The sequence below is a fragment of the Pseudomonas sp. C7.1 genome (genome assembly GCF_056312395.1).
Window position 1 is genome coordinate 875,403 of the sequence record NZ_JBWDTL010000003.1, and the last position, 22,731, is coordinate 898,133.

The following is a 22,731-nucleotide window of genomic DNA, read 5'->3' on the forward strand; positions in this document are numbered from 1 at the left end:
CTTTTTTGTTGCCGCAGTCGCTCGAGCATGGGTAGGTGCCGTTGATCGGGTTATTCGCTGCTAGGCTAAAGTTTCACCTCACACGGCCGCCAACCAGTCAGATACACCGCCTAGGAACTTTGCCATGAACCCCCTGGCCCCACAGTTATCCTCCGCATCACGTCCTACCTCCGCCACTGCTCAACCGGTTGTGCGCAATGCTGCTGACGCGCAGGCAGTCCTTGCCAATCGTCTGGCCGAACGCCTTGGGCTGGAGCCAGGAGCGCTGGCCGGTAAGGCCAATGACTACACCCCGGAAAAAGTTGCCGGGCGCATTCTCAGTTTTATCGAGCAGCGCCTGCAAAGTGAGCAAGCCGCCGGTGCCGATACCGACAAGCTACAGAAGTTCCTCGGTCAGGCCCGCAGTGGCGTGGAGAAGGGCTTCGCCGAGGCGCGCAAGATTCTCGACGGTATGGGCGTGCTGCAAGGCAAGGTGGCGAGTGATATCGACGACACTTACCAGAAAATTCAGGACGGTTTTAACGACCTGAACAAGCGCTTTAATCCTGATGCCGCGCTGGTTGAGGGCTCGACCAAGCTCACCGCCTCCAGCGAGCGCTTTGCAGCCCAAGCGGAAACCTTTGATATGGAGGTGACCACCCGTGATGGTGATCGCCTGCGTATTTCCATTGCTCAGGCCTCGGCCAGCTATTCGCAAACGGGAGTAGTGGCCAGTAGCAATGGTAACGGCAGCTCGGTGGTTGCCAGTAGCCAGTCTGGCAGTGTGCAGATTGGCGCCTGGCAGGTTAGCGTTGAAGGCGAGCTGGATGACGAAGAGCGCGCTGCGCTAGAGAAACTCTTCGGCCAGGTGCAGGAGCTGTCCGACACGTTCTACTCCGGCGATCTGTCCGGCGCCTTCGACCGCGCCATGGCCTTGGATATGGACGGCGAGCAATTGGCGTCCATGTCCCTGCGGTTGACGCAAACTACTGTGCGTCAGGCAGCCGATGCCTACAGCGCCGTGGCGCAAGACGGCGGCCAGGCTGCCAGCGCGGTCAATAGCTCGTTGATCGACTACGCCCAGGGCCTGCTCGAGGCGCTACGCAGCGTCAATCAGGTGGCTGAAGAAGGCACCGGCAAGGGTAGTCTGCTGGATCTGCTCAAAGGCGGCTTCTCGCTGGATGAGCGTTTCGACAGCGGTCGCCTGGACAAGGCCGAGCAGCTCAACAGCCGTTTGCTTGATGGTCTGCAGAGCCTGCTCAACCCCGCCCTGGATAACAGCAAGTCCTCCGACGCCTGATTCAGGGGCAGTGCTAAACTGCACCTTCAGTCGTCAGTGGAGGTATGCAGATGCTCCCGGAATGCCAATTGTTCGGTACGCTCGGCTGCCACCTCTGTGAGGTGGCAGAAGCGCTGCTGATGCCTTTTGTCGAGCACGGCCTGCTGGTCGAACTGGTCGATATTGCCGAGCATGAGCACTGGGTCGAGGACTACGCTCTGCGTATTCCGGTACTGCGCCGTAGCGATACCGGGGCCGAGTTGAACTGGCCATTCGAAGCCGAACAGATTGTCGAATTCCTGCGTAGCGCCTGATGCTTGACGGGTGTGCGGCGGTTAATGATTGAGTAAAGGAAAAAGAGCATGGTGCTTGGAGATGCCTTATCGCTGCTGTTATTTCGTTTGCATAGCGGCCGCTTGTTGGGGATCAACCTACTCAAGGTCCAGGAAATCATTCCCTGTCCGACGCTGACCAAACTGCCCAGTCGCCATCCCCACGTGCGGGGCGTGGCCACCCTGCGCGGTTCGGCGCTGACGGTGATCGATCTGGCCAAAGCTATCGGCGAGCACGGTGTGCCCGGCAACAACGACGGTTGCCTGATCGTCACCGAACTTAGTCGCTCGCGTCAGGGCCTGCATGTGCAAAGCGTGGAACGCATCGTGCAGTGTTATACCCGCGATGTTCGTCCGCCGCCTGCAGGTTCCGGCAGCAAAGCCTTTATTACCGGGGTGACGCAGATCGACGGCAAGATTGTGCAGATTCTTGATATTGAAAAAGTTCTGCATGAACTCGCGCCGATGATCGTCGAGGAGCTCGACGAGCAGATGCTCTCAGAGCGCGAACGCGCGCTGCTCAAGGGGCGCCGTGTGCTGGTGGTGGACGACTCCCATGTGGCGCTGCATCAGACCATGATTACCCTGCGCAAGCTGGCATTGGATTGCCAAATGGTGCGCAGCGCCGCCGACGCACTTGAGCTACTGCAGAGGCAATTCGACGCCGGGGAGCCCATCGAGGTGCTGGTATCGGATATCGAAATGCCGGAAATGGACGGCTACGACCTGGTACGCACACTGCGCAAGAAGCCGGATATCGGGCAGATCTATGTGCTGCTGCACACCTCGCTCGATAGCATCATGAACACCGAAAAAGCCAAGGCAGTCGGCGCCAATGATGTGCTGACCAAGTTCTCCACCGTGGACCTGAGCAAGGCGTTGGTGCATGCGTTTGAAAGCTTGCAATAGGCTTTCTCACAGGCATAAAAACCCGCGATTAAGCGGGTTTTTTAGGGAAGTGGTCGGAGAGACAGGATTCGAACCTGCGACCTTCTCGTCCCGAACGAGACGCGCTACCAAGCTGCGCTACACTCCGAATGGGTCAAGATTTTTACTGAGAAAGTTTTACCGCACAAGCGGTTGGTTTCAAATTTTTTCTATTGGCCAAGCACTTTGAATGTATCGCTCAGAACCCAGGCGCTGGGCAAAAGTTGCCTGGCAACGCCTGGGTTATCTTCATTACAGCTCTTTGACGGTACGCACTTGGTCCTTGTTGACCTTGGCGCGTTTGCCATCGAGTTGTTCGAACTCGTAGAAGCCCGACTCCTCGTCAAAGTTCGGCTCGTCGATGGTCTGAATTTCACGGCCATCATTGAGGGTAATGACTGTTGGGGACGCGCAACCTGTCAGCGCGACCAGGCCCAAGGTAAGCAGCACTGCTGGAATAATCCGCTGAGTCATGGGTTTCTCCTTGATTGGTAGAGGTTTTTACCCTGCTTGTGACGAAAATTCACCGGCCAAGTTCCCTTGTCGATGTGTGTTCGCGTGTCGTCAGCAAATCGGGCGTGTTGAAGTTAGCCAGGCGAGGGTCACCGAGTGGGCACTCCACTGTCAATGGATTAAGACCGCGTAACCAGCGTTGTGGGCTGCGTTCGCCGACTTGCCAGGCCATTTCCAGGCCAGCATGCAGTGCGCGGGTAATAACGCTGAACAGCGATTCGAAAAATTCGCCTTGGCGCACCACGACTGCGCGCGCACCAGCCCGCCTGAGAGCAGCAAAACAGAACAGCGGGGCAGGGTGGCTGGGGCGGTTATACACGGTCTACGAAAACGGGCCTGTGGTATAACGGCGGGCATTATCGCCCATAACTGGAAGCCTGCCATGAACCACAAGGCCGAGGCACATTTCGTGCCCTTGAATATCGCGGTGTTGACCGTCAGTGACACTCGTGACCTGGGCACCGACACCTCCGGCCAGCTGTTTGTCGACCGCCTGCAGGCCGCCGGCCACCAGCTCGCTGCCCGGGTTTTGCTCAAGGACGATCTGTACAAGATCCGCGCCCAGGTCGCGACCTGGATTGCCGAAGACCAGGTACAGGTGGTGCTGATCACCGGCGGCACCGGCTTTACCGGTCGCGACAGCACCCCGGAAGCGGTGAGCTGTTTGCTCGACAAGCAGGTCGATGGTTTTGGCGAACTGTTCAGGCAGATTTCCGTGGCGGATATTGGTACCTCCACCGTTCAATCCCGCGCCCTGGCGGGGCTTTCGAACGGCACCCTGGTGTGCTGTCTGCCGGGCTCGACCAATGCCTGCCGCACCGCTTGGGACGGCATCCTTGGCGAGCAACTGGATAACCGTCATCGCCCGTGCAACTTCGTCCCCCATCTCAAGTCGGTGGCCGCCTGCGAGAGCCGTGGATGAGCAGTTGTGACCAGCCAGGGCTGATGCCCGTTGAGGCTGCGCTGGCGCGTTTGCTGGCGCAGGCCGAGGCCAGCGCGATTGTGGAAACCGAGCGGGTCAACCTGAGCGACGCCGCTGGCCGGGTGCTAGCCAAACCGCTGACTGCCACCCTGGATCTGCCCCCCTGGGACAACAGCGCCATGGACGGTTATGCCCTGCGCCTGGCCGATTGGAATGACGAGCCTCTGGTCGTTAGTCAGCGCATCCAGGCCGGCAGCGCGCCACAGCCTTTGCAGCCCGGCAGCTGCGCGCGGATCTTTACCGGCGCGCCGTTGCCAGCGGGTGCCGACACCGTAGAAATGCAGGAAAACGCTGTGCTCGGTGAAGACGGTCGCGTTGCTTTTAGCCAGCCGCTCAAACTCGGCCAGAACGTGCGCGCCCAGGGCCAGGAAACCCGTATTGGCGATTCTGTGCTGCTGGCGGGCACGCGTTTGGGTCCGATCGAACTGGGCCTGGCTGCATCCCTGGGCTGCGCTGAATTGACTGTGCGTAGGCGACCGCGCGTGGCGGTACTGTCCACGGGTGATGAGCTGGTCGAGCCGGGCCAGCCCCTGGGCCCTGGGCAGATTTACAACAGCAATCGCCGCTTATTGATTGCCTGGCTGCAGCGTCTGGGCTGCGAGGTGGTGGACGGCGGCATTCTGCTCGATGACCTGGAACTGACCCGTGCGGCGCTGGGCGCGCTGAGTGATGTTGACCTGATTCTCTCCACCGGCGGCGTGTCGGTGGGTGAGGCGGATTTTCTTGGTATTGCCCTGCGCGAAGAGGGTGAGCTGGCGCTGTGGAAGCTGGCGATAAAGCCGGGCAAGCCGCTAACCTGCGGCCAGTTTCGTGGCGTACCGGTGATCGGCCTGCCGGGTAATCCGGCCTCGACCCTGGTGACCTTCGGCCTGCTGGCGCGGCCTTACCTGCTGCGCCGTTTGGGTGTGCAGCGGGTCGAGCCCCTGGGCTTTCCGATGCCGGCCGGTTTCGCTTGGAGTAAAGCTGGCAAGCGCCGCGAATACCTGCGCGCGCGCCTGGAAGATGGCAGGGTGGTGCCTTACCCAAATCAAAGCTCCGGTGTGCTGCGAAGCGCCGCCTGGGCTGAGGGCTTTGCTGAGGTGCTGGAGGGTGCAACGCTGGTCGAAGGCGATAGCCTAAGGTTTATTCCGCTAAGCGAAATTCTCGGCTAGGCATATGGCCAATGATGGGTTACGCCGCTGCGCGGCTAACCCATCCTACTGTTTGCGCCGGTTCTCGCGAAGACCCCGAGGTCTGCGCGTAGGATGGGTTGAGCGTAGCGATACCCATGTTGCCCAATGGATGGCGCCTGCGGCTAACCTAGGCGGGCCCACCCATCCTACGTATTGCGCCGACTCTCGCGAAATTCCCCTGGGGTCTGCCCGGTCCAGCCTTTGAAGCTGCGGTGGAAGGAGCGCGACTCGGTAAAGCCCAGGTAGCTGGCGATATCCTGAATCGCCAGGTCGCTGCGCAGCAAATAGTGCTCGGCCAGTTCTTGGCGCAGCTCATCGAGAATCTGCTGGTAACTGGTGCCGGCCAGTTGCAGATGACGTTGCAGGGTGCGCACCGTCATATTGAATTTCTCCGCCACCCGTTCCTTGCGCGGCAAACCATCCTTGAGCAGCAGGCGCAGGGCGTTCTTTACTCGCTGCGGCAGCGGCTCGTTGTCGTCCAGCCCGGCCATCAGGGTCAGGGCGTGTTCTTCCAGGGTGCGCAGCAGGTTGGCGTCGGCCTGGCGCAGCGGCACGGCGAGGTACTCCAGCGGCACGATCAGGGCATTGCAGCTCTGCTCGAAATGAATCGGGCAGCCGAAAATCGCCTGGTACTCGGCAATCTCGACACCCTCAGGCAGAGGATGTTCGAACCACACCTCTCGCGGTGAACTGTCCGAGTCGGAGATCCAGCGTGCATACAGCAGCCAGGAGGCCAGCACGTTTTCCACCAGATGGCGGCGGATCGGTTCGGCCTGATGGCGGCAGGTCCAGATCAGGCGAACGTGGTCGCTGGCCGCCTCGACCCGGCTGATGCCCATATCGCCCACCAGTTTTTCGTAAGGCACGATGCGGCTCATGGCCTCACCGAGGGTCGCGCAGTTCATGGTGATATAGCCCAGCACGCTCCAGGAGCCGGGCTGCACAAAACGGGCGCAATGCAGGCCGAAGAGCGGGTCATTGGATGTGCGCAGCAAGTGCGCAAGCAAGCGTTCGTGGGTTTCGCTGGGTATGCGCCTGCCGTTGTCGGCCAGGTCCTCGGTCTTGATGCCGGCGGCTGCCAGTGCCTGATCGATATCCAGGCCCAACTGTTCGGCATGGCGCAGATACTTGAGCAGGGCGGGGACTGAGGTGTAGCCGAGGTTTTCCATGGGCCTATTCTTATTCTGAGTGCATATTCTGAATGTCTTGATTGGCGATATCGCCTGGCCCGATTCGACAGTGACGCTCCTGGGCAGCCAGCTAGTATAGGCAGCCATCGAGGGTGACTGAAATATCCGGGAGACACAGATGCGACGTTGGAATGGCTGGGGTGATGAAGCAACAGTGGTGGAACTGCCGGCCCATGGCGAGGCTTTTCTGGCCGAACTGGTCGGCCCTGGCCAGTTGCTTGCCGATGCCAGCCTGGAACAGGTGCTGGCCCAGGTGCCGGCTTCGCGTCTGCAGGCCCATCCGCTGATCTGTCTTGCGCCCGAAGACCGCGTGCGCCATGCCCGTGGCCAGAGCCTGCCGGACTGGCTGGCGATGCGCTCGGGTGATTTTGGCGTGTTTCCCGATGGCGTGGCTTATCCGGAGAGCGCCGAGCAGATCCGCGAGCTGCTGGCCTGGGCCAGCCAGCAGGATCTGATCGTAATTCCCTACGGCGGCGGCACCTCGGTGGCTGGGCATATCAACCCTCAGGTCGGCATCAAGCCGGTGCTGACCCTGTCGCTGGAACGCATGGGCAAGCTGATCGAAATCGACCACGACAGCCTGATCGCCACCTTCGGCCCCGGTGCCACAGGCCCGCAGGTGGAAAGCCAGTTGCGCGCCCAGGGCTACACCCTGGGTCATTTCCCGCAGTCCTGGGAGTTGTCGACCCTCGGCGGTTGGGTCGCTAGCCGTTCCAGCGGCCAGCAGTCGCTGCGCTACGGGCGCATCGAGCAGCTGTTTGCTGGCGGTAAGGTCGAGACTTTTGCCGGCACCCTGGAGATTCCAACTTTCCCGGCATCCGCCGCCGGCCCTGATCTACGCGAGATACTCATGGGCTCGGAAGGGCGCTTCGGCATCATTTCCGAGGTCAAGGTGCGTATCACCCGCCTGGCCGAGCAGGAAAATTTCTATGCGGTGTTTCTGCCCAGCTGGCAGCAGGCGCTGAGCGCCATTCGCAGCCTGGCCCAGGCGCGGGTGCCGCTGTCGATGCTGCGCCTGTCCAACGCTATCGAAACCAAGACTCAGCTGGCCCTGGCCGGCCATCCGCAGCAGATCGCCTGGCTGGAGAAATACCTGGCCCTGCGCGGCGCGCGCGAAGGCAAGTGCATGCTGACCTTCGGCGTGACCGGCAGCCGCACGCAGAACGCCGCCTCCTTGAAACAGGCAAAGAAACTGCTGAAGGGTTTTGACGGCGTGTTTACCGGCACTTTGCTGGGCAAGAAGTGGGCAGAAAACCGCTTCCGTTTCCCTTATCTGCGCCACGGCCTGTGGGCAGCCGGTTATGCGGTGGACACCCTGGAAACCGCCACCGACTGGAGCAACGTCGACAGCCTGCTGAACAAGGTCGAAACCAGTCTGCGCAATGGCCTAAGTGAGGAGGGCGAGCAGGTGCATGTGTTTACTCACCTATCCCACGTTTATAACGAAGGGTCGAGCATCTACACCACCTACGTGTTCCGTCCCGGCAGCACTTATGCCGAGGCCATGGCGCGCTGGCAGAAACTCAAGCATGCCGCCAGCCTGACCATCGCGGAAAATCGCGGCACCATCAGCCACCAGCACGGTGTTGGTCGCGATCATGCGCCTTATTTACCGGTGGAAAAGGGCGAGTTGGGCATGGCCACCCTCAAAGCGCTGGCCGGGCATTTCGACCCTGAACAGCGCCTGGCTCCCGGCGTGCTGCTGCAGGATTGATGATGACTCAGTGGAACGCCGCCTGGCGTGAGCAGGCACTGCCTGGGCTTGCCGCCCGCGACTGGGACTTGATCGTCGTCGGCGGCGGCATCAGCGGTGCCGGGATTCTGCGTGAAGCGGCGCGGCGCGGCTGGAGATGCCTGTTGCTGGAACAGCGCGACTTTGCCTGGGGCACCTCCAGTCGTTCCTCGAAGATGGTCCACGGTGGGCTGCGTTATATCGCCAAAGGCCAGTTTGGCTTGACCCGTGATTCGGTGCGCGAGCGCCAGCGTCTGCTGCAGGAGGCGCCGGGGCTGGTCGAACCCTTGAGTTTTATCATGGCCCATTACCAGGACGGCTTTCCTGGCCCTCGCGTATTCGGCGGCCTGCTGGCGTTGTATGACGCCCTGGCCGGCAAGCGCAATCACCTGTACTACCCGTTGCAGCAACTGCGCTATCTGGCGCCTGGCCTTAAGGAAGACGGCCTGCTGGGCGGTACGCGGTTTTTTGATGCGGTGACTGACGATGCGCGCCTGGTGCAGCGGGTGCTGGGTGAGGCCCGTGCCGAGGGCGGTGAAGCGCTCAACGGCATGCGCGTGGTCGAGCTGCGGCGCGAGGATGGGCAGGTGACCGGCCTGCTCGCCGAAGACAGCGAAACAGGGCAGCGCTACGGCTTTAATAGCCGCGCCGTGGCGCAGGCTACCGGTGCTTGGGCTGATCAGTTACGGCAAAAAATCGGGCTAGAACATATCCGTCCGTTGCGCGGCAGCCATCTGCTGGTGCCGGCCTGGCGGCTACCGGTGGCGCATGCCTTTAGCTTTATGCACGCGGCGGACAAACGTCCGGTGTTTGTCTTCCCCTGGGAAGGCGCGACGGTCATCGGCACCACCGATCTGGATCACCCGGCGCCATTGGCCGAAGAAGCGAGGATCAGCCCGGATGAAATGGGCTACCTGCTGGCGGCCTGTGCTCAGCAGTTTCCGGCTGTCGGTATTAGCGCGGCAGATGTGTTATCGACCTGGGCCGGGGTGCGCCCGGTGGTCACGGATGGCAGTGAAGGGCGCAAGCCTTCGGATGAAAAGCGCGAGCATGCACTATGGGTTGAGCCCGGCTGCGTAACCTTGGCCGGCGGTAAGCTGACCACCTTCCGCCTGCTGGCGCTGGAGGTACTGCAGGCCTGCGCCCCCATGGTCGGGCGTACTGTAGAGGATCAAGGCGCGGCGACCTTTGCGCCGGTACCCAGCCAGCCGATGCCAATGCTCAGCCCGGCGCAGCAGAAGCGCCTGATTGGCCGTTATGGCCGGGCGCTGCCGCAATTGCTGGCGTTGATCGACGAGTTGGGTGTCGAGCAGGTGGCGGGCACGGACACGCTCTGGGCCGAGCTGGCCTGGGCCGCCGAGCAGGAGCTGGTGCTGCACCTGGATGACCTGCTGCTGCGCCGCACTCGTCTTGGCTTGCTACTGGCTCAGGGTGCTGCCGCTGAATTACCGCGTATCCGCGCGCTATGTCAGACCCGGCTGGGGTGGAGTGACGGGCGCTGGCAGCAGGAAGAGCAGGCGTACCTGCAACTCTGGCAGCAGTGTTACAGCCTGCCGGAAGGGAGTTGATGGGTATCGCCAGGCTCCACCCATCCTACCCAGCTGGTTTGTGTGCGACCGTAGGATGGGTTGAGCGCAGCGATACCCATCAGCCAGTATCCCGGATGCAATCCGGGAGCGACTATCCCGGATTGCATCCGGCTACAACCAGAAGGATTGCGTCTTGAGCGACAAAAGCTACCTGCTGGCCATCGACAACGGAACCCAAAGCATCCGGGCGCTGTTGTTCGATCTTCAGGGCAACCTGCTCGGCAAGGGCAAGGTGGAGCTTGAGGCCTATTACTCCAAGCAGCCTGGTTGGGCCGAGCAGGACCCTGAATATTACTGGGCCAGCCTGGGCCAGGCCTGCGCTCAGTTGTGGCAGCAGGTGGATATCGACCGCAGCCTGATCAAGGGAGTGTCGCTCACCACCCAACGCGGCACCCTGATCAATGTTGATGCCCAGGGCAAGCCGCTGCGCCCGGCCATACTTTGGCTGGATCAGCGCCAGGCCAAGGTCGAAGGGCGGATCACCGGGCCCTGGGGCTGGTTGTTCAAACTGGCGGGTTTGCAGGCCACGGTGGATTACTTCCGCGCCCAGGCCGAGGTCAACTGGATCGCGCAGCACCAGCCGGAAATCTGGGCCAATACCCACAAGGTGTTGCTGCTCTCGGGCTTTCTCACTCACCGGCTGTGTGGTCAGTTTGTCGATTCCCTGACCAGCTGCGTGGCCTACCTGCCGTTCGACTACAAGCGCCTGCAGTGGGCCAAACCGGGTGACTGGAAATGGCAAGCGATGCCGGTGCGCCGTGAGCAATTGCCGCAGCTGTGCAAGCCGGGTGAGCTGCTGGGGCATATCAGTGCGGCGGCCAGCCGCCATACCGGCATTCCCGAGGGGCTGCCGCTGATTGCCGCCGGTGCCGACAAGGCCTGCGAGGTGCTCGGTGCTGGCGGGGTGGAGGCGAGCACGGCCTGTCTGTCCTACGGCACCACGGCGACCATCAACACCACCCGCAGCAAGTACCTGGAAACCATCCCGCTGATTCCGCCTTACCCCTCGGCGATTCCCGACCACTTCAATACCGAGGTGATGATCTATCGCGGTTTCTGGATGGTCAGCTGGTTCAAGCAGGAGTTTGGCCTGCGCGAGATGCAACGCGCCAAGGAACTGGGCGTCGAGCCTGAGGCGTTGTTCGATGAACTGGTCAACAGCGTGCCCGCCGGCTCCATGGGCCTGATGCTGCAACCCTACTGGTCGCCAGGCATCCGCGAACCAGGGCTGGAGGCCAAAGGCTCAATCATCGGCTTTGGCGACGTGCACACCCGTGCGCATATTTATCGAGCGATTCTGGAAGGGTTGGCCTATGCCCTGCGCCAGGGCAAGGAGAAGATCGAGAAGCGTTCCGGCACGCGCATCACCCGCTTGCGCGTATCCGGCGGCGGCTCGCAGAGCGATGCGGCGATGCAGCTGACCGCCGATATCTTCGGTCTGCCTGCCGAGCGTCCGCATCTGTATGAAACCAGCGGGTTGGGCGCGGCGATCAACTGTGCGGTGGGCTTGGGCTTGCACCCAGATTACCCCACGGCGATTGCCGCGATGACTCGGGTTGGTCAGGTTTTCGAGCCTAACCCCGAGGCGCAGCGCACTTATCAGCAGCTGTACACGCAGGTTTATCAGCGCATGTACAAGCAGCTTAAGCCGCTGTATCAGGCCATTCGCAAAATCACCGGCTACCCGGCGTAACGCGCCCAGGCTTTGCACCGACACGCGGCCACGAATGTCCGCTGAGCACCTGTTTACGGTCTGCTGTGCATCGGTCAAGCCGCAGGCTGTTGCTGGCGTAGTGTCTTATCTGGCTGCCTCGCCACGTTTTTCAAAACCCTGCTAGTCCGCGACTTGTAAGTGGATTGCGCAGCGGTCCTGACGGTGCTTGTGTAGTCGCTCGAGCCGAGCCTGTGGGGAAATACAATCGTGCAGGCCGAAAACGTTTTGCTCGTCTAAAGTTGAAGTGGCACGACCATTAGGTAATCAGCGGCGCAGCTTGTCGAGTTAGGGACTGTTGCGGCTAATGCCGCGAAACCAATAAGAGTCAAAGGAGTGCAGATTGAAAATTCTGATAGTGGACGACTCGGCCATGTCACGAAAACTGGTGATGAAGGCCCTACCTGCGGGTTTGGATGTAGTGGTGACCCAGGCCGCCAATGGTGAAGAGGCGTTGGCGGCTTATCATGCCGGCCACGCCGAGGTGATCTTTCTCGACCTGACCATGCCGGTGATGGATGGTTTTCGCACTCTGGAACTCCTCAAAAGCGAGGATGCCAATGCGGTAGTTATCGTCATCAGCGCCGATATTCAACCGCAGGCCCAGCAGCGTGTGCGCGATCTCGGAGCGGCGGCCTTTGTCAAAAAACCGATCACTCCCGAGGCCATGCAGGCGGCACTGTATGAAATAGGGTTGATCTAGATGAGCAGTCAACTGGCGAACCTGAACGAAGAGCAACGTGATGCCCTGCAAGAGCTGATGAACGTGGCCATGGGGCAGGCTGCCGACCGTTTGGCGCGTTTAACCGAAACCTTTGTCACCTTGTCGGTGCCACTTATCCATTCCGTGGCTTTAACCAATGCCAGTTTGCTGGAGCAGCTGATACTTGCCGGCCAACCGGCAATCATCACCCGTCAGTCCTTCCTGGGGCGGCTGCGTGGCGAGGTAATGGTGTGTTTTGGTGAAAATGGTGCTGAGCAGTTAGCCGGTTTGATGGGCTATGAAGATATGGAAAAAAACAGCATTCAGGACGAGTTGATGCTGGATGTGACCAATATTCTCACGGGTGCCTGTATCAATGGTTTGGCACAACAGGTCGATATCAAGGTCAGCTACGGTTCGCCCTCTATGATGGCGCATGGTCGTTCGCTGCACAGCGTGCTGGGGGAACAGGCGCTACGTGGTCACGAAGCGCTGGTGCTGGAAATTCATTTCGAGGTTGCGACCCACAGTTTCTATTGCGACCTGTTGGTGTGTATCACCGAAGATACGGCGGCGACCGTGATTGAGGTGATAGATCAGCTTTTGAGCGATATTTAGGCGTCTATCGGGCTAGCGTTAACCTTCTGTGGGGTGCTGTGAGGCTTGTAAACCACTGAGAGCAACGTCTGCCAGCCATTCAGAGTGCCCGGATCAGCTGAATAAGGATGCGCAATGACCTCTGCACTAGACGACGTGCTGCATGCGGAATTATTGGCGGTATTACAGAGCATCAACCTCGGTGTGCTCTTGCTTGATAGCCAATACCGGGTCGTATTCTGGAATGACTTCATGGCGATCCACAGCGGCAAGGACAGCGATGAGGTCAGGGGGCTGGTGCTCTTCGAGGTTGTTCCGGAATTACCGCGGCTGTGGGTGCAGAAGAAAATGGATGGGGTTTTCGCCCTGCAGAATCTTGCGTTCACCTCATGGCAGCAACGTCCACATCTGTTTAACTTCCCTGGCAGTCGGCCTATTACCGGCTTGACCGAGCTGATGTATCAGAACTGCACCTTCTTGCCGGTTATTGAGGGCGGGGTCGTCAAATATGTGTGCCTGACTATTTCCGATGCAACCGACATCGCCGCGCAGCAATTGGAGCTGGAGCGCCTCAACCAATTACTGAATGAGGAGAAAAGCGAACAAGCACGGCTGATTCGTAAACTCGAAGATGCTCAGGCGCAACTGCTGCAATCGGAAAAAATGGCGGCTATTGGTCAGTTGGCGGCGGGTGTGGCCCATGAGATCAATAACCCAGTGGGCTATGTCTACTCCAATTTCAGCAGCCTGAGCAGTTATGTGGATGATCTGTTTGGCCTGATCAAAACCTATCAGGACGCGGCAGCCCAGCACCCGGATGCGAGGCTGCGTACGCAACTGCAGCAGGCCGACCAAACCCTGGACTACGCTTTTTTGCAGAAGGACATGGTCGACCTTCTGCGCGAGTCACGTCAGGGGTTGGAACGGGTCAAGCAGATTGTTCAGGACTTGCGTGATTTCTCCCATATCGACTCGGGCGATTGGCAGATGGCCGATCTGCACAAAGGGCTCGACAGCACGCTCAACGTCATCTCGAACGAGATCAAGTTCAAAGCCGAGGTGATGAAAAGCTACGGTGAGTTGCCATTGGTGCAGTGCTTGGGTTCGCAGCTCAACCAGGTGTTTATGAACTTGATCATCAACGCCGCCCATGCCATTGAGCAGCCGGGCACTATCTGGCTGGAAACCGGCACCCAGGAGGATTGGGTGTTTGTGCGGGTACGCGATAGTGGCAGTGGTATTGCCCCAGAGCATCTGGCACGGCTGTTCGAACCTTTCTTTACCACCAAGCCCGTGGGGCAGGGCACTGGGCTTGGACTGTCGGTGTCTTACAGCATTGTGGCCAAGCATCATGGCCGCCTGGAGGTCGCAAGCGAGCTTGGCAAGGGGTCAGCATTCACTGTCTGGCTGCCAAGGAGCCAGCCGCCGCAATCCAGCACGCCGGAGCCGGGTTGAGCGATGTCAAATCCAGTGAATGGCTACCAGGCGCCCTGGGTAGCTGTAAGCCGACTGCGCTTGAGCCGTTCTAGGCCACATCCACCAGGATGATTTCACTGTCGTCGAGGGCCGTCACTCGGATCACCTCGACATCATCGATTGCCACGCCATCACGGGCCTGGGCAGTTACGCCGTTGACCTCGATGCTGCCGCTGGCGGCCACCAGATAAGCCCTGCGCGCAGCGCCAATCGGGTACTCGGTGCTCTGACCCGCTTGCAGAGTCGCGGCGGCCATCCGTGCATTGCTACGGATCGACAGGGCGTCCCGGTCTTCGGCAAAACCGCTGGCCAGGGTGACGAAGGTGCCGGCGCGTTCACCTCTGGGGAACGGCTTGGCGCCCCAGGAGGGCGGCAGGCCCGATTGGTTGGGTTGAATCCAGATCTGGAAGATCTTGGTGGTGCTGTCTTCCAGGTTGTATTCGCTGTGGGCAATCCCGGTGCCGGCGCTCATTACCTGCACATCACCGGCTTCGGTACGGCCATGGTTACCCAGGTTGTCCTTGTGGGTGATGGCGCCTTGGCGTACATAGGCGATGATTTCCATATCACGGTGCGGATGGGTTGGAAAACCCGTGTGCGGTGCAATTTCATCATCGTTCCAGACTCGCAGCGGCCCCCAGCCCATACGCGCCGGCTCATGGTATTGGGCAAAGGAAAAGTGATGACGGGCATTCAGCCAGCCATGATGGGCACCGCCGAGCTCGGCGAAGGGGCGTACTTCGATCATCTGCGTATCCTCATTGAGAACATCGGCCTTTGACGGCAGTGTTCGTGGGCGATGGACGGATGATCCAATAAATTAATACGATTGAAAATGCGTAAATATTGAGCTTAATAATCTTATTTATTGATGTTTTGTCCCGCTGCTTGTAGGTGGGTGCAACTCAAGCCATATCGCAGAGTCTTTACCTGGAAGCGTGAATAGGATGTCGGGAATGCAAGAACGTAAAGCGCTGCTGATTCTGCATGGCAAGCAAGCCCTTAATGCTGATGTGCGTGCTGCCGTGCAGGCGCGTCGTGAAGAGGGTTGGCAGTTGGATGTACGGGTTACCTGGGAGGCCGGTGATGCGCAGCGTCTGGTTAATGAAGCCTTGCAGGCCGGTTACCCCACCCTGATTGCCGGCGGTGGCGATGGCACCCAGCGCGAGGTGGCCGAAGCCATGGCGTTGGCAAAAACCAAGGCCAGCCTGGCGCTGTTGCCACTGGGTACGGCCAACGATTTTGCTTGTGCCGCAGGGGTTGCCCTTGATCCGCAGGTCGCCCTGGCGTTACTGGATACGCCTGCGCAGCTGATTGATCTGGGCGAGGTTGACGGTCAGGTATTTCTTAATATGGCCACGGGCGGCTTTGGTTCCAACGTCACTGCCAATACCTCGGAGGATCTCAAGCGCGTGCTCGGCGGCGCGGCTTACTTTTTGACGGGCCTGACTCGCTTTGCCGACGTGCAGTCGTCCTTCGGCCGCTTTACCGGGCCGGATTTTCAGTGGGAGGGCGAGTTTCTCGCCCTCGGTATCGGCAATGGCCGCCAGGCCGGCGGCGGACACATGCTATGTCCGCAGGCGCGGGTCAATGACGGCCTGCTGGATGTGTGCATTGTTCCGGCGGCGGCTGATGTGGTCGGCACCCTGGGCACTCTGCTGTCTGGTGGGATCAATGGTTTGCAGAGTGTGGCCATAAGCGTGCGGCTGCCTTGGCTGGAGGTCGAGGCGCCGCAAGGCCTGGACCTCAACCTGGATGGTGAGCCGATGGAAAGTCGCAAACTGCGCTTTGCGGCAATGCCGAACGCGCTGCGCGTGCATATGCCGAAAAACTCGCCGCTGCTGGTGGGCTAAACCACGCGGTGGCTGCCGTCTGGCTAGCCTCGCCGCTGCGCTTATCGCATGATGGCGTCGCGCCATCTGCCTTTAGATGCGCGGTAGATGGCCGATACACCCAGGCATGGCTATTTGAGCTAGGCTAGATCGATAAGTGAACAGGAGCGCATGATGGCCGGCATTCTCGACTCAGTGAACCAACGCACCCAGCTAGTGGGTGAGAACCGCCTGGAAATTCTTATGTTCCGCCTGGCGGGTCGGCAGTTGTTTGCGATTAACGTATTCAAGGTGCAGGAAGTCCTGCAGATGCCCAAGCTGACCCTGATGCCGCAGCGTCACCGGTTTGTGTGCGGCGTGGTCAACCTGCGCGGGCAGACTTTGCCGGTGATTGATCTGTCCCAGGCCATCGGCATGCGCCCCATCGTGCCGGATGAGCACAGCACTATCATCGTCACCGAGTACAACCGCTCGGTGCAGGCGTTTCTGGTGGGGGGGGTGGAGCGCATTCTTAACCTCAACTGGGAATCCATCCTGCCCCCGCCCGGTGGTGCCGGACGTCAGCATTATCTGACCGCAATCACTAAGGTCGAAGACCTGATCGTCGAAGTGATCGACGTGGAAAAGGTGTTGGCGGAAATCAGCCCGATGAGCACCAAGGTCTCCCCGGAAAAACTCGCCGACCCGCTGCTGGAGTTCGCCAAAGGGCGCGAAGTGCTGCTGGTGGATGATTCCAACGTGGCTATGAGTCAGCTCAAGGGCACCATGGCGCAACTGGATATCCGTTGCCACGCCGCCAGCGATGGCCTGCGCGCGCTGAACCTGCTCAAGAGCTGGGCCGACGCAGGGGTCGATGTGCACGAAAAGCTGCTGATGGTGATCACCGATGCGGAAATGCCGGAAATGGATGGCTACCGTCTGACCACCGAAATCCGCAACGACCCGCGCCTCAAGAATCTTTATGTGGTGCTGCACACCTCGTTATCCGGCAGCTTTAACGAGGCCATGGTGAAGAAGGTCGGTTGCGACAACTTCCTCTCCAAATTTCAGCCGGACAAGCTGGTGGATGTGGTGCACGAGCGTTTGGCACTGATCCACCCGCAGGAATAAATCCGACAGAGCGGCGTGTTATTCGCTCAGGCGCTGGCGCAGGTGTTCGATGCGCTTGCGGTTGACGTCGAAGTCCGCATGACCCAGGCGTGACGCTGAACGTACATCCACAGCGGCCGCGCCGATCATAAACTCCACATCATCGACAAAACGCATCAGCTTGCTGCTGAATTCTGCACGCAGATAACCCGGCGTTTCCTCCACCAAACTCACGCGTGGCTCTTCGCTGAGCAACGTCTTGAGGCGTGCCTGGGTTTCTTCGGTAGAGCCTTTCAACGGCAGTGGTTCAATGGCGTGTCGCTCATCGCTGGCCTGGCTGCTAACGCAGTTCGGTGAATCCGGGCAAGCGGCCAGTTGACCGTTATGGATGCCCAGGTTATCTGGCGCGGTGCCGCTGCAAGCGCTAAGCACAAGCAGCAGGGGTAGGGCCAAGGCGGGCTTGTGGCTAAAGCGGGTTGCTCGTATAAGGGCGTTTTGCCAAAGGGAAGCTGGGCTCATGTTGCATCTCTCCGGGTTGTACCGTTATCCACTGAAATCGGCGGCGGGCGAGGCCTTGTATGAAACGATGCTGGACGCCTTGGGCGTGCAGGGTGATCGTCGCTGGATGGTAGTCGATGCTGAAAGCGGGCGCTTCCTTACCCAACGCCTGCTGGCGCAGATGACTCAGCTGCAGGCGCGCTGGCTGAGCAGTACGCACCTGCAGCTGAGTGCGCCGGGTATGGCTGATCTGCAGGTGGCGGTGCCGGATGAGCAGGCGCCGCTGCGTGGCGTAACCATCTGGCGCGACAGCCTGCAGGTGCCGGATGCCGGAGATGCGGCTGCGCAATGGTTGAGCCAGCTGCTCGGCCGCGCGTGCCGCTTGGTGCAGGTGTCAGAGCCGCGTGCACGGCAGGTCGATACGGCCTATGCCGAGGTGGGCGACAAGGTGGCGTTTGCCGATGGCTTTCCTTTGCTGCTGATCGGTCAGGCCTCGCTGGATGATCTGTCGGCGCGGGTCGGCCGGCCGTTGCCGATGCTGCGTTTCCGGCCGAACCTGGTGGTCAGCGGCAGCGAGCCCTATGCCGAAGACAGCTGGAAGCGTATCCGCATCGGTGAGCTGGAGTTTCGTGTGCTCAAGGGGTGCTCACGCTGCATCATGACTACTCTCGACCCGCAGACCGGCGAGCGCAGCGCCGATCGTGAACCGCTGACCACCTTGAAAACCTATCGTGAGCGCGAGGGCGAGGTGTTTTTCGGGCAGAACCTGATCGCCTGTGGTGAGGGCTACTTGCGGCTGGATATGCCGGTGCAGGTGCTGGAGTAGGGCGGAAATGCACGCTCAGCAGTTGCTGTTGAGCGTGCGTTTAGCAGGCCGTTACTGATCGAAGTAACGCTCGTGCCAGGCTACCAGTGGCTGCGGCGCGTTGAGCTTCTCGCCGTAGATCACCGAGTAGGACAGCACGTTCTGCACGTACTGGCGGGTTTCATCAAACGGAATATTCTCGATCCACACGTCATACGACAGGTGATCCGCACCGCGCAGCCACTGACGAACACGGCCTGGGCCAGCGTTGTAGGCGGCGGAGGCGAGTACGCGGTTGCCGTTGAACTGGCCGTAGATCTGGCTCAGGTAGGCGGCACCCAGCTGGATATTGACTTCCGGGCGGTAGGCTAGCTGTGGTGATGACAGTGGAATGCCAAAGCGCTTGGCGGTTTCCTTGGCGGTGGCCGGCATTAGCTGCATCAGGCCCATCGCGCCGACGTGGGATTTGGCGTCGGCCATAAAGGCGCTTTCCTGGCGGGTGACGGCAAACACCCAGCTGGAGTGAATGTCGCGGTTTTTTGCTTCGCGCACCAAGTGTTCGCGGTGCGCCATTGGGAAGCGCACCTCCAGATCGTCCCAATACTGCGCCTGGCTGATGGTGCGGATTGCCGGGAAGTACCAGCCCATCTCATAGGCCAGACGCGCCTGGGCGACCATTTCATCACGGCTGAACAGGCGGCTGACGTTGTACCACTCACGGCGGCCATCGGCGACCTGACCACGGGCGTGGAATTCCAGGGCACGGCGAATCGCCGCTGAGTTGCGGACTTTCTTGATGGTTTGCGGGCTCAGGGCCAGCGGTTTGTTATTCAGTTGGTAGGGGGCTTGCACCTGGTCGGCGGCCATAAAGCCGTAGAAGTCACGTTCCTTGGCTAAGGATTGATACAGCGCCTTGGGCTCCTGGCTATTGGGTTGCGCCAGTTGCAGGCTGCGCGCCTGCCAGTAGCGCCAGCGATTGGTGTTGCCCAGTTCTGCTGGCATCCGGCGAGTCAGCTGGTTGGCTTCATCCCAGCGGCCCAGGCGCAGCAGCAGGCGGGCGCGCCATTCGCTTACGGTGTTATCACGCAGCTCGGGGTCGTACTTGGCCATGACTTGCAGGGCACGGACATCAAAGCGCTTGGCCAGGGTCAGGCCGATTTCGCGGGCGATGGCAACCTGTTCCTCACTGGAGAACTTCATCCGTTGGGCATAGCTGTCGAGCAGCTTGAGTGCGCTTTCCGGGTCCTGACGGGCCAGGCGGCGTAGGCCCAGACCCACTACATCGGCCATTGCTGGATCGGTTTGGGTAAAGCGTGAGGTCTGTTTCAGCAGCTCAGGTTTCTGCGCCACTTCCAGCAGGTTTTTGCCGTGATTGCCCAGGGTCGGCATGGTTTTGATCAGGTGGGTCACCAGGCCGTAGTTGCGGGCTTCGGCCGCCAGTTTTGCGCGCTGCCAGCGTTTCTGTTCGGTGAGCTGGCCTTCAGCGGCCCAGCGTGTGAACAGCGGGTCGCAGGCATTGGGCTGGGATTTGCCCACCAGCCAGAGCTTTTCAGCAGTGGCGTTACCTTCGGCGCGCATGCCGTGGCTCAGTTGGTATTGGCCATATAGGCAGTCGAGTTCGGTGAAGTTTAGCGCCGGGTCGTAGTAATTGACAAAGGTCTGCCATTCGCCGCGCTCGGCCAGCCAGCGCAGCCAGCGTAGTTTCATCCAGCTGATCTGCGGCAAGTCGCCATGTTCGGCGAGGAATTTCTCGATTTCGTCATTGCTCGCCCATTTCAGCCGGGCGGTCAGCTCGTCATACGCCAGGTAAGGCTCCAGCGGGTAGTCACGCAGGGCGCTGGCGTAACGCTGGTAAGGGTCTTTGTCGCCCTTGGCCAGCGCAGCTTTGGCTTGGTCGTAATATTGACGTTGTTGCGTCAGGGTGGCGGCCTGCGCCGCAGTGACGCTCAGGGTGGAAACCAACAGGCAGGACAACAGGCAGAACAGGGGACCGCGCATAACACTTCCAGGCAAATAGTGCGTATGGCCCTAGCTTAGTCGTTTGCCTATGGAGGGTGAAGGCGCAAAGCGTTTCAACGCGTAATTGTCGGCACTCATCGCTGCTTGAGCCTTGGTGAGCGTGCTAGAGCGCTTGCCGCCTGGGCAGAATTTACCGCACCTGGCGCTTAAATTGCCTGCTTGGTCGGTGCGCTTCTCGGTTAGAATGCGCGCCCTGTTTTGCGGGTGCCTCAGGGCAGCTGCAGATGATTTTCTGGGTGTTTCAGGTTGCCGCTGCGCCCTGAATGCAACGAATTACGTTGCTCGGCTGCGGTTTTACCAGCGTTCACCCGTCGTTTTTTGTTGAGGCGTGCCATGACCCTGCTCAAGTTCACCGATATTTCCCTGGCCTACGGTGCAATGCCGCTATTGGACAAGGTGTCTTGGCAGATCGCCCGTGGCGAACGGGTGTGCATCATTGGCCGCAACGGCACTGGCAAGTCGAGCATGATGAAGCTGGTTAAAGGTGACCAGAAGGCCGATGACGGCGCTGTCTGGCGCGCGCCTGGCCTGAAGATCGGCGAATTGCCGCAGGAATTGCCTCTGGCCGACGATCGCACCGTGTTTGATGTGGTCGCCCAAGGTCTGGACGGAGTGGGTGAATTACTCGCGCAGTACCACCACTTGGCGCAGAACTGTGTCACTGAAGCCGATCTGGACAAGCTGATGCATGTCCAGCAAGACCTCGAAGCCCGTGACGGCTGGCGCTTGCAGCAACTGGTCGACAGCACCCTGAGCCGCCTGCAACTGCCGGCTGACAAGACCCTGGCTGAGCTGTCTGGTGGCTGGCGTCGCCGGGTGCTGCTGGCCCAGGCGTTGGTGTCCGAGCCGGATCTGTTGCTGCTCGACGAGCCCACCAACCACCTGGATATCGGCGCAATTGCCTGGCTGGAAGAAGCACTGACTGATTTCCAAGGCGCGGTGCTGTTTATTACCCACGACCGTTCCTTCCTGCAAAACCTGGCCACGCGCATCCTCGAATTGGACCGTGGCGGCCTGATCGACTGGAACGGCGACTACGCCAGCTTCCTGGTGCACAAGGAAGCCACCCTGGCTGCCGAAGAAACCGCCAACGCACTGTTTGACAAGCGCCTGGCCCAGGAAGAAGTGTGGATTCGCCAGGGCATCAAGGCCCGCCGCACCCGTAACGAAGGCCGCGTGCGCGCCCTGAAAGCCTTGCGCGTTGAACGCAGCGAGCGCCGTGAGCGCACCGGCAAAGCCAATATTCTGCTGGAAACTGCAGAAAAATCTGGCAAGCAGGTGATGGTGCTGGAAAACGTCAGCTTTGCGCATCCGGGTGGGCCGTTCCTGATCAAGGACTTCTCCATGGTGTTGCAGCGCGGTGACCGCATCGGCCTGCTCGGCGCCAACGGCACCGGTAAAACCACCTTGCTCAAGCTGATGCTTGGCGGTTTGCAGCCCACCAGCGGTGAAGTGGCCGAAGGCACGCGCATCGATGTGGCTTATTTTGACCAATTGCGTCACCAACTCGATTTGGAAAAGACCGTAATCGACAACGTCGCCGAAGGCCGCGACTTTATCGAGATCGACGGGCAGAACCGCCATGTACTGAGCTACCTGGGTGACTTCCTGTTTAGCCCGCAGCGTGCGCGTACACCGGTCAAGGCGTTGTCCGGCGGTGAGCGGGCACGTCTTTTGCTTGCCAAGCTGTTCAGTAAACCGGCCAACCTGCTGGTGCTGGACGAACCGACCAACGACCTCGACGTGGAAACCCTGGAGCTGCTTGAAGAAGTGCTGCTGACCTTCCCTGGCACCGTGCTGATGGTTAGCCACGACCGGGCCTTCCTCGACAACGTGGTGACCAGCACCCTGGTGTTCGAGGGTGAAGGGCGCGTTCGCGAATACGTCGGTGGTTATCAGGATTGGCTGCGTCAAGGCGGCTCAGCGCGTCTGCTTGGCGTGGGCGAAAGCAAAGCCGGCAAGCCTGAACTAGCCTCTGCAGTTGTCCCGACGCCGGTTGCGTCGGAACCTGTGGTGGCTGAGGCCAGCAAGAAAAAGCTCAGTTACAAGCTGCAGCGCGAGTTGGAAGCCATTCCAGGGCAGATCGATGCGCTGGAGGGGCAAGTTGCCAGCTTGCAGGAGCAGATCGGCTCGCCGAGTTTCTATCAGCAACCAGCAGAAAAGACCGCTGAGGTGCTGGCGAAACTGCAGGCCGTGCAACATGAGCTGGAGCAATTGGTCGAGCGTTGGGCCGAGCTGGAAGGCTAAGCCCGATGTATTAAGTACGTAACGCGCTCAAACAGGATTTTGAGATTTCTGGCGGAGAC

General features: G+C 60.2%; 21 protein-coding genes and 1 tRNA gene. 15 read left to right on the forward strand and 7 right to left on the reverse strand.

Translation table 11 applies throughout. The features are described 5' to 3' along the window. Positions 1-124: 124 nt before the first annotated feature. From AC0T4W_RS07375 to AC0T4W_RS07385, 3 genes are read left to right on the forward strand one after another with little or no spacing between them, the layout of a single operon-like run. On the forward strand, positions 125-1,279 hold the full coding sequence (locus AC0T4W_RS07375; protein ID WP_476318072.1) for a DUF5610 domain-containing protein: 1,155 nt from the start codon (positions 125-127) through the stop codon (positions 1,277-1,279). Positions 1,280-1,329: 50 nt separating this feature from the next. Next, the gene (locus tag AC0T4W_RS07380) at positions 1,330-1,572 is read left to right on the forward strand and encodes a glutaredoxin family protein (RefSeq protein ID WP_476318075.1); all 243 of its coding nucleotides are present in this window, start codon (positions 1,330-1,332) and stop codon (positions 1,570-1,572) included. Between the two features lie 48 nt (positions 1,573-1,620). Beyond that, positions 1,621-2,499, forward strand: coding sequence for a chemotaxis protein CheW (locus tag AC0T4W_RS07385; protein ID WP_476318079.1), 879 nt, complete (start codon positions 1,621-1,623; stop codon positions 2,497-2,499). A 50-nt stretch (positions 2,500-2,549) separates the two neighbouring features. Here the strand turns inward: AC0T4W_RS07385 and AC0T4W_RS07390 are convergent. Further along, positions 2,550-2,626, reverse strand: a tRNA-Pro gene (locus tag AC0T4W_RS07390). A 143-nt stretch (positions 2,627-2,769) separates the two neighbouring features. After that, positions 2,770-2,991, reverse strand: a complete 222-nt coding sequence (locus AC0T4W_RS07395) for a YgdI/YgdR family lipoprotein (protein WP_476318082.1) — start codon at positions 2,989-2,991, stop codon at positions 2,770-2,772. A 421-nt stretch (positions 2,992-3,412) separates the two neighbouring features. On the opposite strand from AC0T4W_RS07395, the gene moaB reads away from it, so the two are divergent. Together moaB and AC0T4W_RS07405 are read left to right on the forward strand one after the other, a co-directional pair. Beyond that, positions 3,413-3,952: a molybdenum cofactor biosynthesis protein B gene (gene moaB / locus AC0T4W_RS07400; RefSeq protein WP_476318085.1), complete on the forward strand. Its 540-nt coding sequence runs from the start codon at positions 3,413-3,415 to the stop codon at positions 3,950-3,952. Then, positions 3,949-5,163: a molybdopterin molybdotransferase MoeA gene (locus AC0T4W_RS07405; protein ID WP_476318088.1), complete on the forward strand. Its 1,215-nt coding sequence runs from the start codon at positions 3,949-3,951 to the stop codon at positions 5,161-5,163. The genes moaB and AC0T4W_RS07405 overlap by 4 nt, the downstream gene beginning before the upstream one ends. A 167-nt stretch (positions 5,164-5,330) precedes the next feature. Here AC0T4W_RS07405 and gliR read toward each other — a convergent pair whose 3' ends face one another. Then, on the reverse strand, positions 5,331-6,353 hold the full coding sequence (gene gliR, locus AC0T4W_RS07410) for an AraC family transcriptional regulator GliR (RefSeq protein ID WP_476318090.1): 1,023 nt from the start codon (positions 6,351-6,353) through the stop codon (positions 5,331-5,333). Between the two features lie 139 nt (positions 6,354-6,492). On the opposite strand from gliR, the gene AC0T4W_RS07415 reads away from it, so the two are divergent. The 6 genes from AC0T4W_RS07415 (at position 6,493) to AC0T4W_RS07440 (ending at position 14,161) form a co-directional block, all read left to right on the forward strand. Then, a complete protein-coding gene (locus AC0T4W_RS07415) occupies positions 6,493-8,088 on the forward strand; it encodes an FAD-binding oxidoreductase (protein WP_476318093.1) in 1,596 nt (531 codons plus the stop codon). Between the two features lie 2 nt (positions 8,089-8,090). Continuing rightward, positions 8,091-9,674, forward strand: a complete 1,584-nt coding sequence (locus AC0T4W_RS07420) for a glycerol-3-phosphate dehydrogenase/oxidase (RefSeq protein WP_476318096.1) — start codon at positions 8,091-8,093, stop codon at positions 9,672-9,674. A 154-nt stretch (positions 9,675-9,828) separates the two neighbouring features. Next, complete coding sequence (locus AC0T4W_RS07425) at positions 9,829-11,388, forward strand: FGGY-family carbohydrate kinase (RefSeq protein ID WP_476318098.1); 1,560 nt, start codon at positions 9,829-9,831, stop codon at positions 11,386-11,388. A gap of 361 nt (positions 11,389-11,749) precedes the next feature. After that, positions 11,750-12,109: a response regulator gene (locus AC0T4W_RS07430; RefSeq protein ID WP_476318100.1), complete on the forward strand. Its 360-nt coding sequence runs from the start codon at positions 11,750-11,752 to the stop codon at positions 12,107-12,109. Then, on the forward strand, positions 12,110-12,727 hold the full coding sequence (locus AC0T4W_RS07435) for a chemotaxis protein CheC (RefSeq protein WP_476318102.1): 618 nt from the start codon (positions 12,110-12,112) through the stop codon (positions 12,725-12,727). It begins immediately after the preceding gene. A 114-nt stretch (positions 12,728-12,841) separates the two neighbouring features. Next, a complete protein-coding gene (locus tag AC0T4W_RS07440) occupies positions 12,842-14,161 on the forward strand; it encodes an ATP-binding protein (RefSeq protein ID WP_476318104.1) in 1,320 nt (439 codons plus the stop codon). A gap of 70 nt (positions 14,162-14,231) precedes the next feature. Here the strand turns inward: AC0T4W_RS07440 and AC0T4W_RS07445 are convergent, their stop codons facing one another. After that, a complete protein-coding gene (locus tag AC0T4W_RS07445) occupies positions 14,232-14,930 on the reverse strand; it encodes a pirin family protein (RefSeq protein ID WP_476318106.1) in 699 nt (232 codons plus the stop codon). 208 nt (positions 14,931-15,138) lie between these two features. On the opposite strand from AC0T4W_RS07445, the gene yegS reads away from it, so the two are divergent. Together yegS and AC0T4W_RS07455 are read left to right on the forward strand one after the other, a co-directional pair. Then, positions 15,139-16,035, forward strand: coding sequence for a lipid kinase YegS (gene yegS, locus AC0T4W_RS07450; RefSeq protein WP_476318109.1), 897 nt, complete (start codon positions 15,139-15,141; stop codon positions 16,033-16,035). A gap of 153 nt (positions 16,036-16,188) precedes the next feature. Beyond that, positions 16,189-17,124, forward strand: a complete 936-nt coding sequence (locus tag AC0T4W_RS07455; RefSeq protein WP_476318112.1) for a chemotaxis protein CheV — start codon at positions 16,189-16,191, stop codon at positions 17,122-17,124. Between the two features lie 18 nt (positions 17,125-17,142). Here AC0T4W_RS07455 and AC0T4W_RS07460 read toward each other — a convergent pair whose 3' ends face one another. After that, on the reverse strand, positions 17,143-17,622 hold the full coding sequence (locus AC0T4W_RS07460; RefSeq protein ID WP_476318115.1) for a DUF1499 domain-containing protein: 480 nt from the start codon (positions 17,620-17,622) through the stop codon (positions 17,143-17,145). Between AC0T4W_RS07460 and AC0T4W_RS07465 the strand changes: the two genes are divergently transcribed. After that, positions 17,621-18,427: an MOSC domain-containing protein gene (locus tag AC0T4W_RS07465; RefSeq protein ID WP_476318117.1), complete on the forward strand. Its 807-nt coding sequence runs from the start codon at positions 17,621-17,623 to the stop codon at positions 18,425-18,427. The two genes, AC0T4W_RS07460 and AC0T4W_RS07465, sit on opposite strands and share 2 nt — an antisense overlap. A 51-nt stretch (positions 18,428-18,478) precedes the next feature. Here AC0T4W_RS07465 and AC0T4W_RS07470 read toward each other — a convergent pair whose 3' ends face one another. Both AC0T4W_RS07470 and AC0T4W_RS07475 read right to left on the reverse strand, forming a co-directional pair. Beyond that, positions 18,479-20,404, reverse strand: a complete 1,926-nt coding sequence (locus AC0T4W_RS07470; RefSeq protein ID WP_476318120.1) for a transglycosylase SLT domain-containing protein — start codon at positions 20,402-20,404, stop codon at positions 18,479-18,481. Positions 20,405-20,634: 230 nt separating this feature from the next. Then, the gene (locus AC0T4W_RS07475; protein WP_476318123.1) at positions 20,635-20,760 is read right to left on the reverse strand and encodes a hypothetical protein; all 126 of its coding nucleotides are present in this window, start codon (positions 20,758-20,760) and stop codon (positions 20,635-20,637) included. On the opposite strand from AC0T4W_RS07475, the gene AC0T4W_RS07480 reads away from it, so the two are divergent. Then, positions 20,759-22,672 carry an ATP-binding cassette domain-containing protein gene (locus tag AC0T4W_RS07480; protein WP_476318125.1) on the forward strand — a complete coding sequence of 638 codons (1,914 nt, stop codon included), beginning with the start codon at positions 20,759-20,761 and terminating at the stop codon, positions 22,670-22,672. The two genes, AC0T4W_RS07475 and AC0T4W_RS07480, sit on opposite strands and share 2 nt — an antisense overlap. Positions 22,673-22,731: the final 59 nt, after the last annotated feature.